Below are 17,459 nucleotides of genomic sequence, written 5' to 3' on the forward strand. Positions count from 1 at the left end.
TTATAATGAAGCAACCAAATATCCTCGCCCGTATAGCCATCTCGTGGATCCGGCATAGATGCTAAACATACATGAATAAGCCAAGCATCTCTTTGCTTATCGATAACCCAATTCATCCAATCAGTATCATTATCCTGGATTGGGTATGTGTAATTGTACTTCATCAATAGCTCGTTCATATTGCTTAAAATATCATATTTCTTCAAGTCCTCTTTAGAAATATGCTCCGCAATAAACGCCATCTAGCCCTCCTTGAGAAATTCTATAATTTAAAGTAGATCGTTCGTATACAGACCGAACAAAGACGAGAGCTCAAATTTAATCCTTTTACTGACGAGAACTTATCGTTAAAGCTGCCAATTTATATGCGATTATCGTCAATTTTTACTATAACCTTTCGTAAAATTCGTTATGAAATTAAAAAATTTCAAGCGCTTTGTCGCTCGCTACCTCTTTTAAATTTAGCGTCCAAAAATACGCAGAATTTCACGCCGTATAGGTAGAAAATCCAGCTTATGTAGATCCACAGAAAGAAAAATAGCGCGACCGAAAACGAGCCGTAGATGCTAAGATAGGTTTTGTTATAAAAGACGTATTGCGCAAAAACCAGTCTTGAAAGCCACCATAAAATCGATGCTACGAGCGATGAGGCAAGCACCGCTTTTGCGCGGATCTCGCGGTTGATCGCCGTAGCATAAGTGATAGCAAAAATCCCCCAAACGATTAAGTAGGGTAGAATTTTAAGCAAATTTATCCAGCTCGTAAGCTCGGTTTTATTTAGCAGCTCCTGAAGCTCGCCGCTGATATAAAACGATGCTCCAAGCCCCACAGGAGCGAGCGTCATCAGCGTCCAGTAGGTGCTTAGGCTCTTAAAAAAGCTTCGCTCGGGCGAATGTGAAATGCGCGCGATAATCGCTTCAAAATCTCCGAAAAACAGCACCGATGTAACTAACACTGCGCAAAAGCCCGTTACGCCAAGGCTTAGTCCGTTAGCCATAAATTCCTCGATATAGTGTGCCATGCTCGCTTGATTTGCAGGCAGGAAGTTTGAAAAGATAAAGCCCATAATCTTATCGTAGTAGCCTTTGAAGCTTGGTAGCTGCATAAAGACGCTAAGCGAGACCATCAGCACCGGCAGTAGCGCCAGAATCGTGTGAAAGCTAAGGCTTGATGCATGGTGCATCAGCTGCGAATCATATAAGCATTTGTAGTTTTTGAGTCGATTTTGCACTTGCATAAGCGCCGGTATTAGTTTTTTCATACGGGCGATTTTACATTAAAAATTTAGAATTTCATATAAATTTGCGTAATTTTTCTTTTGTATCTCAGTATATCGTCTATGAAATTTTAAACTGCAAAAATGCGACTACAAATATATAAATTTATATCTCGAATTTAGTCGAAATTTAGGAAAATTTTTCTAATATGCTAAAAAATAATATTAAATATATCCATAACGAAGGGAAAATAATGGAACGAAGGAAAACGATGAAATTTAAAATTTCATTAGCGGCATGTATGTGTCTGCTATGCAGCAGTTTAGCTGCAGCGCAAAGTGGCGGTAATTCTGCGCCTGAAAAGTCGCAGAATATGGGCGTAATCGAGGTAAATTCCGTCGGCGATAATATCAGCGAGAGCGGCATCGACGAGGGCTTTTTGAGCAAAAATGTGCAGCAAGGCATGCTTGCTGGCAAGCGCGCTTTGGATCTTCCGTATCAGATCAACACGATCAGCAAGGAGATCATGAACCATCAAGGCGTCACCGGCTACGAGGAGGCGGTCAAATACTTCCCGTCCGCGCAGATTCAGATGCGCGGCGGCGCTACGGTCGGACGCCCGCAGACACGCGGCTTTGAGGGTAGCGTCGTAGGCAACAGCTTCTGGGACGGCTTTTATACGATTTCGACGACGGCGATTCCGATGGCGATGTTTGAGAGCTTTCAGGTGCAAAACGGCGTCGCAGGCTCGCTCTACGGCGCACAAAACCCGGTTGGCATTTTCAGCTACACGCGCAAGCGCCCGGTAAAAGATCAATACATAATTTGGAGCGATTATATGTCGCGAAGCAACCTAGGTCTTGGTCTTGATCTATCCGATAAATTTGAAAAATTCGGCTACCGCGCGGTATTTTACGGATCAAACGGCGACAGACAGCCAAAGGGTTCAAATTTACAGCGCCGCTTAGCCAGCGTCACGATGGAATTTTATCCGACGGGCGATCTAACGTTTGAAACCGCAGCGAGCTATTACGAGCACAATACTAAGGGCTTTGCAGGGCAGTTTGCTCTGGGCGTGCGAGACGGCAAGATCGTAGACGGCATGGAGCTTCCAAAGGCGGTGGATTCCTCAAAACGCGGTCTTGGGCAGAGCTTTGGAGGCATGCATCTAAAAACCACTACCGCAAGCGTGAAATTTAAATTTACGCCTACCGATAAATGGTATTTAGAGGGTGGCTTTCAGTTTCAGCGCGCCGATCGTGATACTCATGGCGTTGTAAATTATATCTTGCCTAGCACACATCCGCAATATACAAAGCCGGGCGATTATCAAACCAGACACAGCGGCGGTGCTACGGCGGCATATAGATTCGATCTGCCAAGCGGCTATCTCAAGGCTAATACGCAGTTTAACACGGGCGATATCGAGCACGATTTCAGCGTGCAGACTAACGGCTATCACTGGACGCAGGATAGATATAAGATCGCGAGCACCAACTACACTTCACCTACCATCGGTAATATCTACGATCCTAAAATTCTAAATTACACCGGCGCTAGGCGCGGAAGTGGGCTGTATCACTATGCGGTTTTGGATATGTATAACGTCTCGGTGTTAGACGATATCACGATAAACGATAAATTTGACGTGATGCTAAGCGCATCTAAGGCGTGGATGAGGCAGGAGTCCTACAATAAAAATGAGCAAAGACTTGTAAAAGCCTATAGCGATTCGGGCTATAGTTGGGCGAGCAGCTTGATCTTCCATCCGATAGAGGACGCTAGCATCTACTACACCTATGCAGATAGCTTGCAGCAAGGCTCTACCTATGTTTATCCGGCTAGCAGCCCATATGCGGGCGAGGTCGCCTCTACGTCGCCGTATCGCTCCAAGCAGCACGAGATCGGCGCTAAGATTCGCGTAGCCGATATGATTGATTTTAGCGTGGCGTATTTTGATATACGTCGTCCGATTGCTTACTTGAATAGTTCTACGGGGATCTACGGCATAAATGGCGAGCAGCGCAACCGCGGATTTGAGTTTATGAGCGGCGGACGAATTACGCAAAATTTAAGCGTGCTGGGCGGCTTTACCTACATCGATCCTAAGATGCATAACGTAAGCATCGCGGGCGCTAACCGCAAGGTCGCAAACGGCATTCCTAAACTAAATGCAAATTTGATGCTTGATTACGTGATCCCCGGCACCGATAAACTTGCGATCAGTACGAATTTCCACTACACCGGCAAGATGTATCTGGATGATCTAAACACTCAGCATACGCCTAGCTTTTTCGTTACTGATATCGGCATTAGATATACGAGCGAGCATCTTTTAGGCGATAAGACCACGCTACGTTTCAACGTAAATAACGTATTTAACAAAAAATACTGGGCAGGAATGTATCCTGCGAGCGCCGACGGTGCGGGCGGTCTTAACGTAACTAGCGTGCTAGGCTCGGCAAACGGCGTAACGCTCGGCGAGAGTAGAAGCTTCATGCTCTCTGCGGAGGTGAAATTTTAAAATCTAGCGGGTTTAAAATTTCTAATTGAGCGGCGCGAATGATTATGGCGCCGCTTTTAAATTTATGAAATTTTATCGTTCTAAGCAGCAAGACTAATTTTAACGAGGCTTAGTTTTAATTCATTTTAAAATTTAAGCCTCGGATTTTGAAATTTTAAACCTTGATTTTAAAATTTAAATCTTTAAATTTTTAGATCGCCGCGCCTCGGCTTGCTCGCAAAATTTATCCGCGCGCGGTTTAAAATTTAGCCGTTTTTGGTTATAATCTTTGCAAAACCACGAAACGGAGAGCAATGAAACAAGTTTTAATCATCGCAAGCGGAAAGTTTGCGCGCCATTTTTTATCCAAAGTTTGTAAAATCAAAGATGTCATCAGATCATATCGCGTCATAGCTAAAAATACGGATGCCGTGCCCACAGAGCTTGAAAACGAGTCAAATTTTTCGGTCGAGATTTTTGATCCTACTAGCATTGAGCGGTTGCGCGTGGTGCTAGTAGGGGAGGAATTTGACCGCTGCATAATGATAATGGAGGATGAATTTGACACTAAAGTAACGCTTGAAAATTTAAAGACGCTCGCTCCGGATTTAGAGCTTTATGTGGCTGATTTTTGGGGACTTTTGCGCGAGAATAAAAATGAAGCTCACGTAAAAATCGTAAATACCCTCGCGCTAAATTCCTCGCGTTTCATCGGCTTTTTGCCCGACAGTCCCGTTTTTGCGGGCAATATTGGACTTGGGCGCGGAGAGATAATGGAGGTCAAAGTGCCCGTAGGAAGCTCGTTTGCGTATAAAAAGCTAAGCACGCTTCGCAATGACAAATATCAAATTCCGATGATCTACCGTCACAACAATTACATCGTAACAAGCCCCGGTACTCGCATCTATCCCAACGACACGATCTTGGTCGTGGGCGAGCCGAGTGCGCTACGAGCGGTGTTTGCGGAGGTTAAGAAGCAAAAAGGGCAGTTTCCTTCGCCGTTTGGGCTAAACATCTACGCGCTAATCGATATGAAAAAGATGAGCGAAGAGGGTATTTCAAAGGCGATCAGGGCGCTTGAATTTTTAGATGGACGTATCAAAAATCATAAAATTTATCTGCGAATTTTAAATCCTACGATAAACGACGAGTTTGCGCGGATGAAGGAGCTGTGCGAGCGGGATAAATTTGAAATTCTCATCGATTACTCGGGCGAGCTAAATTTAAAGCGCGATATAAGCGAAAACAAAGCGGGGCTTTTGGTTTGTAGCAGCGAGGTTTTCGAGGCGAAAAAGAGCGCTTTAAAGGCGCTTGAAATTCCCGTGCTAAGCCTGGGCGAGAACGAGTTAAAGGATGTAGAAAAAAGCGTCGTAATAAGCGGCGGAGAGAGGCTGCGCGAGGAATCTAGCATCGTCTTTGACATCAGCTCGCAGCTAGGGCTAGACGTGTATTTGTATCTTTTCGGCGAGAGCGAAAAGAGCGAATTTGCTCAAAGCTACGCCGATCTTTCCAAACTTTTTAAGCAGAGCTTATACATCGTAACTGATGAGAGCAAAAACCCGATTTTATCGCTTAGCAGCGAGCGAAATTTGCTGCAATTCGTGCCGTTTAACGATAGAATTTTAGATAAAAAAATCATGGCGATTTTCAAAAAGGATTTAGACCAGATGTATTTTAAGCTCGGCAAAAATCATCAAATTTTTATCCCGAGCGATTACGGGTATGAAAAGTAATCGAAATTTATGTTACAATTACCCAAAAATCAAAGGCTAGCGTATGAAAATCGATCTTAATTTAGGCAAAAAATACAGCGTTTTTATCGACGAATTGCATAGTTTAAAACTTAGCGGTAAGGTCGCTATTGTGACAAACCCCAAAGTAGGGGGGCTGTGGCTTGATTTCTTACTGCAGCGGCTAGATTGCGAGCAAAAATTTATCATCACGATCCCAGACGGAGAGGAGTATAAAAATACCGCGAGCGTGGAGCAAATTTTAGAGCAGCTTTTCAGCTCCAAGCTTGATCGCAAAAGCACGCTCATCGCCCTTGGCGGTGGTGTCATTAGCGATATAACGGGCTTTTGCGCGAGCATTTATGAGCGTGGCATCGATTTTATCAATATTCCGACGACCTTGCTAGCGCAAGTGGACGCAAGCGTCGGCGGTAAGACTGGCGTAAATAATCGTTTCGGTAAAAATTTAATCGGCTCCTTTTATCAACCGCGAGCGGTTTATTGCGAGAGCAAATTTTTATCGACGCTTCCTGCGCGGGAGTTTGCCGCAGGCGTTGCGGAGGCTGTAAAGATGGCTGTATGCTTTGATGTCGAACTATTTAAATTTTTCGAGACGCACGATCTGAAAAGCGCCGATGAAATTTCGCACGTAATCGCTCGCTGCGTGGAGATTAAAGCGGGCGTCGTAGAGCGTGACGAGCGCGAAAGCGGCGTGCGTGCAGTGTTAAACTACGGACACACCTTTGCTCACGCTATCGAAAAAATTACTAATTATAAAAAATTTTTGCACGGCGAGGCTGTGGCGATCGGCATGGTGATGGCAAACGCTTTGGCGCGACGCCTCGGTAAGCTAAGCGGCGAGCAGGAGGAGAAGATCCGCGCCGTGCTTCAAAAATTCGCGCTTCCGATAAAATTCCACGTAGAGGATGCGGCGGAATTTTACGAGCTGTTTTTTCTCGATAAAAAGAGCGAAAACGGCAAGATAAAATTTATCCTGCCCGACGGCATCGGTAAATTCTACACTTCCAAAGAGATCGCAAAAGATGAAGTAATCGCAGCGCTGAAAGAGTTTGAATGAGAGCGCTTGCAGCTATTTTTTTGATTTTTAATCTTGCATTTTGCGAGGCAAATTCTACGCTCTCCGCCGCGCACACGCGCTTAGAATCCAACGCTAGCTCCGCCGTTAGTGAGAAGAAAGATGAAAATTCTAAGCTATCCGCGTCGCTAAAAGATCAGATCCGTGTTATTGACGATGAGATTAAAAATAATATCTGGATCTCTCGCTTTTCAAATTTCATCGGCTATCAAAATTTACAAAAGCAATCCAGCCAGCTCGAAACGGAGCTAAAAAAGAGCGCCGGCACCGATAAGATCGCAGAGATTCAAAAAAGACTTCGCGCCGTAAAAGAGCAGCTCATACTGCTAAAAGAGTATGAAAAATCTCCGTTTTTAGATATCATCGCGATGCCTGAAACTCCCGAGCCTGCGCGCATTACAAATCCTTTTTCGATAATTTCCGGTTTTTCTACGATTAGAAATCTGCAAGCTCAAAAGATGGAGCAGAAAAACGCCATCGAAAATATTAAAGCTTTAATCGATAAACTTGAAGCAAAAAGAGCGCTATATGAGCGCTTGATGCAGATTGATACGGACGCAAGCGCTGCGGCGGAGCTTAAAAGCTTAGATTACGAGCTTAGCGAGTTTAGCTCCGCATACGAGATCGCGCAGACCACATACGACGTTTACGAAAAAAAGATCAACTCCCAAATCGCCGTGCAGACCGCCGATATAAAAGCGCAGATCAAGCGCGCGGGAAACATCGCTGTGTGGATTTTGATCGTCATCGCGCTGTCGTTTTTCTGCAAGGTGGTGGCGAAAAAATATATCAAAAACGACGAGAATTTTTATATCGTAAATAAAGCTATCAACGTTTTAAATTTCACGCTGATCGCACTGATACTACTCTTTTCTTACATCGAGAATATGACGCACTTCGTGACGGTTTTGGGCTTTGCCTCGGCAGGTCTTGCGATTGCGATGAAAGATATGTTTATGAGCTCCTTAGGCTGGCTTACGATTGTGCTTGGTGGCAGCTTTCGCGTGGGCGATCGTATTAGAGTGCATAAAAACGGCGAGACCTACGTAGGCGATATCATCGATATTTCGGTGCTTAGGATGACGATTTTCGAGGACGTTACTATGACTACGTGGAGAGAAAATAAACGCGCGGGCAGGGTAATTTTCATACCGAACAATTATATTTTTACCGATCTTATCTCAAACTACACCCACAGCGGGCTTAAGACCGTCTGGGACGGCATTAGCATACTTTTAACATTTGATAGCAACCATAAAAAGGCGATGTATCTCATAAAAAACATCGTGCGGAAGTATTCTAAGGGCTACACCGACATCGCCAAAAAGCAGATGGGCAAGCTGCGCTCGCAATACAGCATCAAAAATCCAAACGTCGAGCCTAGAATTTTCAGCTTTTTTGAGCCATACGGTATTGAAATTTCGGTTTGGTATATGACGAACTCTTACGCGACGCTCGGGCTTCGCAGCAACATCTCGGCTGAAATTTTAGATGCGCTAAGAAGCGAGCCCGATATCAAGATCGCCTATCCTGCTTACACGCTTTTTAACGGCAAAAATTATGCGGCTGCGGGCGGAAATTTCATGGCGCAAGATCTCGGCTTCGAGCAGCAAGGCTCACAAAATTTAAACGCAGCGGCGCAGGGCGCAGGCTTTGCCACAGGAAGCGGATCTGGGAGCGAAATTTGAAAATTTATTTTAAAACGTTTGGATGCCGCACCAATATCTACGACACGCAACTTATTAAAAGCAATCTAAAATCGGGCGCGATCACGCACGACGAGCAGGGCGCGGATGTCGTCGTGATAAACTCCTGCACCGTTACGAACGGCGCCGACGCGGACGTGCGAAACTACGTAAATAAGATGAACCGCCTCGGCAAAAAGATATTGCTAACCGGCTGCGGCGCGGTATCGCGCGGCGAGGAGCTGTATAAAAACGGCGCAGTCTTCGGCGTGTTTGGAATGTCGCAAAAGGAAAAGATCGACGAGTTTTTAGGCTCGGAGTCGAAATTTTACGATATCGGAGGTCTTGATGGCGTCGAAAAAAATCTGGTAAGCGACTACGAGGATCACACCAAGGCTTTTATTAAAATTCAAGAGGGGTGCGATTTTAACTGCAGCTATTGCATAATCCCCTCGGTGCGCGGTCGCTCGCGAAGCAGCTCTGAAGACGCGATCTTAAAAGAGGCGGCGAGCCTTGCCGCAAACGGCTTTAACGAGATCGTGCTAACCGGCACCAATATCGGAAGCTACGGTAAAGCCGCGGGCACGAGCCTGGGCGCGCTGCTTCAAAAGCTGGGCGCGATCCGCGGGATTCGCCGTATTCGCCTAGGCAGCATTGAGCCCTCGCAGATAGATGCGAGCTTTCGCGAAATTTTATCCGAGCCCTGGCTGGAGCGGCATCTGCACATTGCGCTTCAGCACACTTCGCAAAAGATGCTAAGCATAATGCGCCGCCGAAATTCCGCGCTGAGGGATTTGGAGCTTTTTTGCGAGCTTGCGGAGCGCGGGTTTGCGCTGGGGACGGATTTTATCGTCGCGCATCCGGGCGAAAGCGAAGAGATTTGGCTCGAAGCGGTAGAAAATTTCAAAAAATTTCCGCTCACGCATCTGCACGCCTTTATCTTTTCGCCGCGGCAAGGGACCGCCTCGGCATCGCTAAAAGGTCGCATAGACGGCAAAACGGCGAAGGCGCGGCTAAAGATGCTGCAGAACATAACGGCGCTGAATAATTATAAATTTCGCCTTTCGCACAAGGTGCCGCTAAATGTGCTGATCGAGCGGAAAAACGGAGAGTTTTATGAAGGATATGATCAATTTTATGATAAAATTTGGATCGAAAGCGATGAGGATTTGTCGAAAAAATGGATGGAGATAAGAGATTATGAGGTTAAATTTGATGGAAATTTTGCATAAAATCAAAAAAAGCAAGCTAAATATAATTTTGATTTTTTTAGTGTTGCTTATCGTTTTGCTCTCGATCGTTTATTTTAAAGACGATTCGCGATACATCACCGAGCGCGAATTTAGCGAGCTAGTCCGCGCAGATCAGATCAAACGCGCGCATATCGAGGACGGCACGCTAAGCTTCGTTTACGACGGCAAACGCTATAAAATTTTAACCGATATCGTTAATTTAAAAGAACTGTCCAACCACGCTTTGATTACGAAGGAAGAGGATAGCGAAAGCGGCGGTATCAGCGCGATTTTGGTAATTTTTACGTTCGCATTTTTTCTCTTCGTATATTATTTTGAAACCGTTTTGGCTAGACGCCGCAAGATGGACGGCGCCGCGCGTCAGAGCGCTAGCTCGGGCGGCGATCTCGGTGATCTTTCGCCGAGCGTTAGCGACGTGAGATTTAGCGACGTCGCGGGCATCAGCGAGGTCAAGGACGAACTCATAGAGATCGTGGATTTTTTAAAAAATCCCGCAAAATACCGAAATTTCGGCATCAAGCTGCCGAAAGGAATTTTAATGATCGGCGAGCCGGGCGTCGGTAAAACGCTTATCGCAAAAGCCGTAGCTGGCGAGGCGGACGTGCCGTTTTTTTACCAAAGCGGCGCAAGCTTTGCCGAGGTCTTTGTGGGCGTCGGTGCTAGGCGGGTCCGCGAGCTGTTTGCGAAAGCCAAATCCTGCGCGCCCGCGATTATTTTTATCGACGAGATCGACGCAGTCGGCGGCAAGCGCGGCATCGGGCGCAACGACGAGCGGGAAGCGACGCTAAATCAGCTACTGACCGAGATGGATGGATTTGAGGAAAACAGCGGCGTGATGGTAATCGGCGCGACTAACAAAATAAATTTGATCGACGATGCGCTATTGCGCTCGGGGCGCTTTGATAGGCGCGTTTTCATCGGGCTTCCGAACTACAAAGACCGCATCGAAATTTTAAAAATTTACCTCGAGGGCAAAAGATGCAGCGCTAATATCAATAAAGTAAGCCGCCTCTGCGTGGGCTTTAGCGGTGCGGGAGTAGCGACGCTGGTAAATGAAGCCGCGATCAACGCTCTTAAACGCGGCAGCGATACGATCGAGCTTAGCGATTTTGAAAACGTGCGGATGAGGGTCTTTTACGGCGTGCAAAAAAGTAGAATTCTCACCGAATACGAAAAGGAGATCCAGGCGTTCTATCAGGGCGCAAAGGCGCTTAGCGCGTATTGGTATTCGTTTGATTTCGAAAAGATCGAGCTTTTAAACGATAAATTTTTAAACGAGGATTTCGAGATCGAATCCAAAACGCAAATTTTAAATCAAATCAAAGTGCTTTTAAGCGGCATGGCGGCGCTACAGATCCATAAAAACGACGCTTTTTCAAATTCCGCTAGCGACGTAAAGCAGGCTATCGCGTTGGCGCAAAAGATGGTTTTCGAGCTCGCGATGGGTGATAGTTTCACCCCTAGTGCGCAGAGCGTGAATAAAATTTTGCAAGATTGCTACGACGAGGTTAGCGAGATAATCCGCACGATGCAGGATAAGCTAAATCAAATTTCAAAGCAAATTTTCGTTTATGAGTTCATAACTTTCGAGGATGTTCAAAAAATCTGCGAATCTGATGGTGTAGAGCAAGAAGGCGTCTCCGCGCAAGAGCAAGATTTGCAAAAGCCGGAAAAAGATAGCGAAAGCTCTGAAGAAAAGCCGCAAGACGGCACGCTAAATTTCGATTAAATTTTAAAATTTAAAATTCTAATAAAGGAGAGGAAAATGGTAAAAATAGGTGTTTTAACGATAAGTGATCGCGCTAGCGGTGGCGTTTACGAGGATTTAGGAGGCAAAGAAATAATTGCCGTGATGGATGATTGGCTAACTTGCGAGAAAGAGTATTTTTATGAAATTGTCCCCGATGAGCTAGAGCTGATCAAAGATAAGCTGATTTATCTTTGCGATGAAGCAGGTTGTGATTTGGTGCTAACCACGGGCGGTACGGGTCCTGCTCCGCGCGATGTAACGCCTGAAGCGACCGAAGCGGTAAGTGAGAAATTAATGCCAGGCTTTGGCGAACTAATGCGCGCAGAGAGCCAAAAGATCGTGCCTACGGCAATTTTATCGCGTCAGATAGCAGCGATCCGCAAAAAATCTCTGATTATAAATTTACCGGGTAATCCAAAAGCGATTAAAGAGTGCCTTCTGCCGGTATTTCCTGCTGTGCCGTATTGTATTGATTTAATGGGAGGAAATTACATAACAGCGGATGAAAATAAGATAAAAATATTCCGTCCTAAACGCAAATAATTCGCAAAATTTAGCAGGAATTAAATGATTTATGATATTATTTGGGCGCAAATTTAAGGAAAAATATGAAAATAAATCACAACGATATTTTGGAATTTCATAAATATTTTAGCAAAATCAGCCACAGCAAAGGTCGTATTCGTATTCGTGTAAGTCCCAAAATTAGGGAGTTGCGAGATAGCGTGAGCGAGGAGAGCCTGAAGGCTAAAATAGCTGCAATTCGCGGGATAAAAGAGTATAAATTTAACTCTCTAATCGGCTCGCTGACGATTCACTACGACGAAAATATTTTTCCGATGCACCTTTGGGAGCAGTTTTTAAGCGGCATCAGTTCGCCTGAGCTAATAGCGCTCGTAAATTCCAATATAGAGGCGATTTCTTGAGCGAAGAAACATTGCGTAGTGCCAAAAAATCGCGTAGAATTTCTAATAAATCTCGGAATTTAAATGAGGCGCAAATTGCAGATATTGCTCTTTTGCTCGAAAAAGAGGCACAAATTTTGCAGTTTTATTCGCTGGGCGCAGTTAAATTTCAAGATAAAAAGCTAGGAGAAATTCTATCTTTACGAGCCGAATTACTTGAGCGGATGCTAGACTTTGCTAATTCTTGCGAGCTTGGCGCTATGCCTCCTGAAAATAGCAGTGAGGCACTAGCTGTAAAAGATATGAATGAGTTTTTGGCTTCGGCGCTTTTGATAGAAAAAAGCTCTATGATGTTTTATGACGATCTAATTAATTCGTGCAATAACGCGGAATTTAAAGAGCTGCTATATAAGGCGCAGGCGGTTTCGTATAATGAAATTTTGCCGATTTTAAAGGAACTGAATTCTAAATACGAGGCTGATTTAAATTCTTTGAATTTCGCTGATTTATTAAATGAAATTTTAAAAAATCCGCAGGAATTAGAGCAGATATTTCAAAAATACGATTTGCAAAATATCTTAAATAGCGCATTTTCTAATTTAATTAAAGGAATTTTGCAGAAAAATTAAATTAGGATTGCAAAAATCTAAAAAAGTCGCTATAATATCAAAATCTATGTAAAGTTGATAAAATGACTTTATAATCTTAACACAAGGAGAATGAAATGCCGATCCCATTTCTAGCAGGTTTTGCGCTTGGTTGCGCGGCGGTTTACGCTTATAACAATCGAGATAAAATCAAAGAAGGTGCGAATAAAATCGTAAGTAGCAAAAGCGTCGAGGAGCTAAAAAATAGCGTCAAAGGCGGAGCGGAAAAATTAAGCAAAAAATCAAAAGAAATTTTTGCGGAAGCCAAAGAAGGCTTAGACGATGTCGCTGAGGCGGTAAAAGGTAAAAGAAAGTCTGGTAGCAAAAAAGCTGCGACAAGTAGTGCTGACACTGAAACTAGCACTGCAAAAAAAACTAGAAAAAAACCGGGACCGAAACCGGGATTTAAAAGAACTAAAAAATCCACCGCGAGCTCTAAGACTGGCGAAACGCCGGTAGGTGAGATATCCGCAGCATCTGCTACTCCGCTTAATATCCCGCAGATCGTAAAAATGGACGATAATTCTTCGGCTAAATTTACGTCCGCAGACGATAAATCAGAAAAATAGAGGCCTAAATGAATAGATCACTTACGACACAGCGTTCGCCGCTGGATCACGTTTTAAGCGGCGCTATAGCAGGGGCGATCGGCGGTTGCGCCGTAGAGCTCGTTAAAGCTAAAGAAGGCAAGAGCAAATCTAAAGCGATTCGCGATGCGCTAGATATTGCACTAAGCGGCGGTATCATCGGCGGCGGCGCGATTTACAGCGCAAATAAGCTCGTACAAGGCGAGTATCTACGCGCAGCGGCGGGCGTCGCAGTATGCGTAGGCGCGCTCATTGCGGGTAGAAATTTTATTCTTAAGGTAGGCAATGAGTAATCCGTATATCACAAAAAAAGATTTGAAAGAAATTCTAGACGATTACGATTTTGGTGACAACAAATATGCTGGCGGCTCTGCGGGTAGCTTTGCCGGTGACGAAAAGCTCGGCGGTTGGGCTAAATGGATAAATGAGCGGGTAAATTCTACACCTTTTAATAGCTCAGCCTCCGACAGCGGCTCGGATAATAAAGATTCCGCCGCTCAAAGCTCAAGTGATGTAAATTCTACTCAGGGCTCCACTTTCGGTGGAATTTTTAATTCCTTGAGTGGCAGGCAAAACGCAAGCGGCTTATTTGGTAGCAACTCATTTATCACAGGCATCGTTCTGGGGGCCGCAGCGACCTATTTTCTCACCGACGAAAACGCGCAAAAGAAGCTTTTTAAGCTCATCGCAAAGGGCACCGAGATGTTTCAGATGGGCGTTGAAGAGATGAAGGAGCGATTCGAAGACGCCAAGGCAGAGATGCAAGAGTAGTCGATGCAAAATTTTAAAATTTTACATGAAACTAAATCCAGACTGCGGCTAAAAATCGTCGGTTTTAGAGAGATCGATGCGAGCGCACTACAAAAATCAGCTGCGAGGCTTGAGGGCGTAACTGAAGCTAGATTTAACGCTAAAATCGGCTCTTTGATCCTTAAGCTTGACGAGGGTGCGAATAAGGCAGGAATTCTAAAGCAACTTGAAGCTTTAAATTTAAGTGAGCTAAAATCAATTATCCCCACTAGCCATAAAAATTTACCGAGCAAAAACGAATTTATCTTAGCGCTTCTTGCGTTGGGGGGAAATTTAATCTTTCGCACTTCGCCTTTAACGCGTGCATTTAGCATCGTAGCGTGCATGCCTATTTTAAAAGAGGGCATTAAAGAAAGCTTCCGCCACGGGCTTACTTCAAAGGGCTTGGAAGCTGCCGCTGTTGGGATTTCGCTCGCGCGCGGAGATATCTTTGCCGCAAATAGTACCAACGCTATGCTTGCTCTTGGCGAATACATGGAGGAAAGCACCGTTTATAAAAGTGACGATCTTATCCGTGAGCTCGCCCGCCCGGACATCGCCGAGGCGTGGGTCGAGATAGATCAAGACGGCAAAAAAACCGAGGTCAAAATCGCCACTTCTAAGCTAAAGGTAGGTGACATCGTGGTCGTGGGCGCAGGCGATGTCATAGCCGTGGACGGACACGTCGTAAGCGGTGAAGCGATGATAAATCAAGCCAATATGACGGGCGAATCGGTCGCGGTGAAAAAATCTCGCGGCGATAGCGTTTTAAGCGGCACGATCGTGGAGGAGGGCAGGATCCGTATCTGGGCGGAAAATGTCGGAGAAAACACCTCCACGCAGCGCATCAAGCACTACATCACGGCATCTCTTAACGAGCGCTCCAGCATCGGCATGCATACGACCCACCTGGCCGACAAGCTCGTGCCGGTAACCTTTGGGCTTGCAGGCGTGTCCTATCTGATAAATCGAAATTTTATGAGCGTAGCTTCGGTGCTGCAGGCGGACTACTCGTGCGCGCTTAAGCTACCTACGCCGGTTGCTTTTAAGTCGAGCATCTCAAAGGCGGGCAAGAACGGGATTTTGATCAAAGGCGCCAAGGCTCTTGAGTCGCTTGCGGCCGCCGATACCTTCGTATTTGACAAGACGGGCACGCTTACGTACGGCAACCTGGAGGTCGCAGAGATCATATCGTTTGACGAGCATTTCAGCAAAAACGATATTTTAAATTTAACCGCAAGCGCGGAGGAGCATTACTTTCACCCCGTAGCCGAGGCGATCGTGGATGCGGCTAAAAAGCACGGTTTTATCCACAAACACCACGACGAGGTGGAATTCGTCGTTGCTCACGGCGTAAAGACCAGTATCGAGGGCAAAAAGCTCATCATCGGCTCGCGCCACTTCCTCGAAGACGACGAGATGATCTCATTTGCGGCGCATGAAGAGACCATCGATCTTGCGATGCAAAAGGGGCTTGCGCTCCTTTACATCGCATTTGACGGCAGACTTTTGGGGCTCATCGGGCTTAGAGACGAGGTGCGCGCAAATGCCCGCGCTGTCATCGCTAGGCTTCGCGAGCTTGGCGTAGGGCAGATCGTTATGCTAAGCGGCGACGTGAAATCAAAAGCCCGCGCTGTAGCCAAAAAGCTCGGCGTAGATCGCTATTACGGCGAGCTACTGCCGACGCAAAAGACCGAAATTTTAGAGCAGTTAAAAGCTGAGGGACGAAAGGTGGTCTTCGTGGGCGACGGCATAAACGACGCGCCGAGCCTGATGAAGGCGGACATCGGCATCAGCATGCTAAACGGCGCCGAGATCGCCAAGGCTTCCGCGCAAATCGGGCTTTTGAAAAACGACATCGAGGGCGTCGCGCAGGTAAAGGCGCTGGCCAACGACACGCTGCGGCTCGTAAATCGAAATTTCAACGCCACCGTGGGGATAAATTCGATCATTTTATTTTTGGCTACATTCGGCGCGCTAAGTCCCGTAGCTACGGCGCTGCTGCATAACGGCACGACGATAGGACTACTACTGAATTCTATCAAAGGGGTAAAATTTGAGCATTGAAGATAAAATTTTGGATCTAAATTTTCAGCGCAAAGCGGCTAAAGTGACGCTGGGAGTGAGTATGGGTATCACGGCTCTAACCGCGCTGAATATGAACTCGCGCATGTCGCAGCTGCATAAAGTTTCGGGTGCAGTGATGCTGGCAAGCGCGATCTGGCACGCTAGCCTTTACGGCTCGCCGTACAGCGAGTTTTTGCAAAATAGAAAAGCAAAGAGCAGGGGCAGAAAGAGATCTGAAGCGAATTTAACCTTGCAAAATTTATCGGACGGCAAAAGCGTGTCCGCAAAAAGCGCGCCGGCAAAAAGAAAGCCTCGCGCGCGTAAAAGCGCCTAACTTTAGAATAGAACACGCATTGTAGTTATTCTGGTCAGTGTCTAGGACGGCAAAAGTAGATTCATTTGCTATAAGGTAACGGGCGGCAAGATCAAGTTTGCAAAATCCGACAAAGCGGGCGTGACGCAGACCGCAGCGAAAACGCACCGTGTGCGTAGAATCGCTTAAACTTAACGATAGAATTTCCTACAGTATATCGTTTCGTAGCATTTATGGTAGTATAGTGTATATTGTAGAAGCAAGTAGATACATGTTTCATTATATTTTTATTTATCAAGGATAAAGAATGGCAGAAGATAATAGAAGAATTAATCCAAAAAGAGATAAAGATAAAATTGATAATCTAGACTTGTCTAATGAACACAATTTTCCTATATTATTGAAAAAAATAAGGTTTGATAATTTTAAACAGATTGATAATTTAGAAATACATTTCCTTCACCCCATTTCTATTATTGCTGGAGTTAATAGAACAGGAAAAACGACTGTATTGATGGCTATTGCTTGTAGTCATTTAAAATTCATGAAAAAGAATATTAAAAATGGAAATTTAGAGAGACATACATGGAGTTCATTAATGAAATCTACCAATAAGGATGAACAAACAAAAGATTGGAATTATAGTATTACATATAAAATGGGTAAAAAGGAAATAACAAAGTCTGGAAAGAGAAAACAAACAACAAGGAAATGGAGCGGTATCGGTAAAAAGGAAAGCCAATTTAAAGAGCCAGAAGTAAGGTATCTGGATTTATCTAGATTATTGCCAGCAAGAAATTTTGGTGATGCTATTCTTTCTAGAATCGCAGTTGATTCTAGTAATGCAGTTTCTGAATACTTATCTTATATTTTTGAAGAAAAATTTTATATAGATAAACAATTCTCATATCAGGATA

Annotated in this window: 16 protein-coding genes and 1 pseudogene; 15 read left to right on the forward strand and 2 right to left on the reverse strand. The window is 45.1% G+C overall.

The annotated features are described in order from the left end of the window. Window positions 1–242: pseudogene (locus Q0198_RS02385) on the reverse strand (hypothetical protein); the annotation flags it as partial. 185 nt (window positions 243–427) lie between these two features. Then, on the reverse strand, window positions 428–1,261 hold the full coding sequence (locus Q0198_RS02390; RefSeq protein ID WP_297894521.1) for a YihY family inner membrane protein: 834 nt from the start codon (window positions 1,259–1,261) through the stop codon (window positions 428–430). 227 nt (window positions 1,262–1,488) lie between these two features. On the opposite strand from Q0198_RS02390, the gene Q0198_RS02395 reads away from it, so the two are divergent. The 15 genes from Q0198_RS02395 to Q0198_RS02465 all read left to right on the forward strand — a co-directional run. Further along, window positions 1,489–3,741: a TonB-dependent receptor gene (locus tag Q0198_RS02395; RefSeq protein ID WP_297894554.1), complete on the forward strand. Its 2,253-nt coding sequence runs from the start codon at window positions 1,489–1,491 to the stop codon at window positions 3,739–3,741. Window positions 3,742–4,034: 293 nt separating this feature from the next. Further along, window positions 4,035–5,453: a TrkA C-terminal domain-containing protein gene (locus tag Q0198_RS02400; protein ID WP_297894523.1), complete on the forward strand. Its 1,419-nt coding sequence runs from the start codon at window positions 4,035–4,037 to the stop codon at window positions 5,451–5,453. Between the two features lie 43 nt (window positions 5,454–5,496). Then, window positions 5,497–6,528: a 3-dehydroquinate synthase gene (gene aroB, locus Q0198_RS02405; RefSeq protein WP_297894524.1), complete on the forward strand. Its 1,032-nt coding sequence runs from the start codon at window positions 5,497–5,499 to the stop codon at window positions 6,526–6,528. Beyond that, the gene (locus Q0198_RS02410) at window positions 6,525–8,234 is read left to right on the forward strand and encodes a mechanosensitive ion channel family protein (RefSeq protein ID WP_297894527.1); all 1,710 of its coding nucleotides are present in this window, start codon (window positions 6,525–6,527) and stop codon (window positions 8,232–8,234) included. The genes aroB and Q0198_RS02410 overlap by 4 nt, the downstream gene beginning before the upstream one ends. Continuing rightward, window positions 8,231–9,463 (forward strand): tRNA (N(6)-L-threonylcarbamoyladenosine(37)-C(2))-methylthiotransferase MtaB, encoded by a 1,233-nt coding sequence (mtaB, locus tag Q0198_RS02415; protein ID WP_297894530.1) that lies wholly within the window; start codon window positions 8,231–8,233, stop codon window positions 9,461–9,463. Before Q0198_RS02410 ends, mtaB begins: the two co-directional genes overlap by 4 nt. Beyond that, window positions 9,432–11,213: an AAA family ATPase gene (locus Q0198_RS02420; protein WP_297894533.1), complete on the forward strand. Its 1,782-nt coding sequence runs from the start codon at window positions 9,432–9,434 to the stop codon at window positions 11,211–11,213. The genes mtaB and Q0198_RS02420 overlap by 32 nt, the downstream gene beginning before the upstream one ends. A 36-nt stretch (window positions 11,214–11,249) precedes the next feature. Further along, window positions 11,250–11,777, forward strand: a complete 528-nt coding sequence (gene mog / locus Q0198_RS02425; RefSeq protein WP_297894536.1) for a molybdopterin adenylyltransferase — start codon at window positions 11,250–11,252, stop codon at window positions 11,775–11,777. Between the two features lie 65 nt (window positions 11,778–11,842). Then, window positions 11,843–12,160, forward strand: coding sequence for an HMA2 domain-containing protein (locus Q0198_RS02430; RefSeq protein ID WP_177386684.1), 318 nt, complete (start codon window positions 11,843–11,845; stop codon window positions 12,158–12,160). Further along, on the forward strand, window positions 12,157–12,768 hold the full coding sequence (locus Q0198_RS02435; RefSeq protein WP_297894538.1) for a hypothetical protein: 612 nt from the start codon (window positions 12,157–12,159) through the stop codon (window positions 12,766–12,768). The genes Q0198_RS02430 and Q0198_RS02435 overlap by 4 nt, the downstream gene beginning before the upstream one ends. A 95-nt stretch (window positions 12,769–12,863) precedes the next feature. Beyond that, window positions 12,864–13,355 carry a hypothetical protein gene (locus Q0198_RS02440; protein WP_297894541.1) on the forward strand — a complete coding sequence of 164 codons (492 nt, stop codon included), beginning with the start codon at window positions 12,864–12,866 and terminating at the stop codon, window positions 13,353–13,355. An 8-nt stretch (window positions 13,356–13,363) separates the two neighbouring features. Then, window positions 13,364–13,666, forward strand: a complete 303-nt coding sequence (locus tag Q0198_RS02445; protein WP_177386687.1) for a Cys/Met metabolism pyridoxal-phosphate-dependent enzyme — start codon at window positions 13,364–13,366, stop codon at window positions 13,664–13,666. After that, the gene (locus tag Q0198_RS02450; RefSeq protein ID WP_297894544.1) at window positions 13,659–14,144 is read left to right on the forward strand and encodes a hypothetical protein; all 486 of its coding nucleotides are present in this window, start codon (window positions 13,659–13,661) and stop codon (window positions 14,142–14,144) included. The genes Q0198_RS02445 and Q0198_RS02450 overlap by 8 nt, the downstream gene beginning before the upstream one ends. Window positions 14,145–14,147: 3 nt before the next feature. Continuing rightward, window positions 14,148–16,229: a heavy metal translocating P-type ATPase gene (locus Q0198_RS02455; RefSeq protein ID WP_297894547.1), complete on the forward strand. Its 2,082-nt coding sequence runs from the start codon at window positions 14,148–14,150 to the stop codon at window positions 16,227–16,229. Then, window positions 16,219–16,563: a hypothetical protein gene (locus Q0198_RS02460; protein WP_297894550.1), complete on the forward strand. Its 345-nt coding sequence runs from the start codon at window positions 16,219–16,221 to the stop codon at window positions 16,561–16,563. Before Q0198_RS02455 ends, Q0198_RS02460 begins: the two co-directional genes overlap by 11 nt. A 286-nt stretch (window positions 16,564–16,849) precedes the next feature. Beyond that, on the forward strand, window positions 16,850–17,459 hold a 610-nt coding region (locus Q0198_RS02465), incomplete at its 3' end, for an ATP-binding protein (RefSeq protein WP_297894552.1).

The sequence above is a fragment of the uncultured Campylobacter sp. genome (genome assembly GCF_938045205.1).
GTDB lineage: Bacteria > Campylobacterota > Campylobacteria > Campylobacterales > Campylobacteraceae > Campylobacter_B.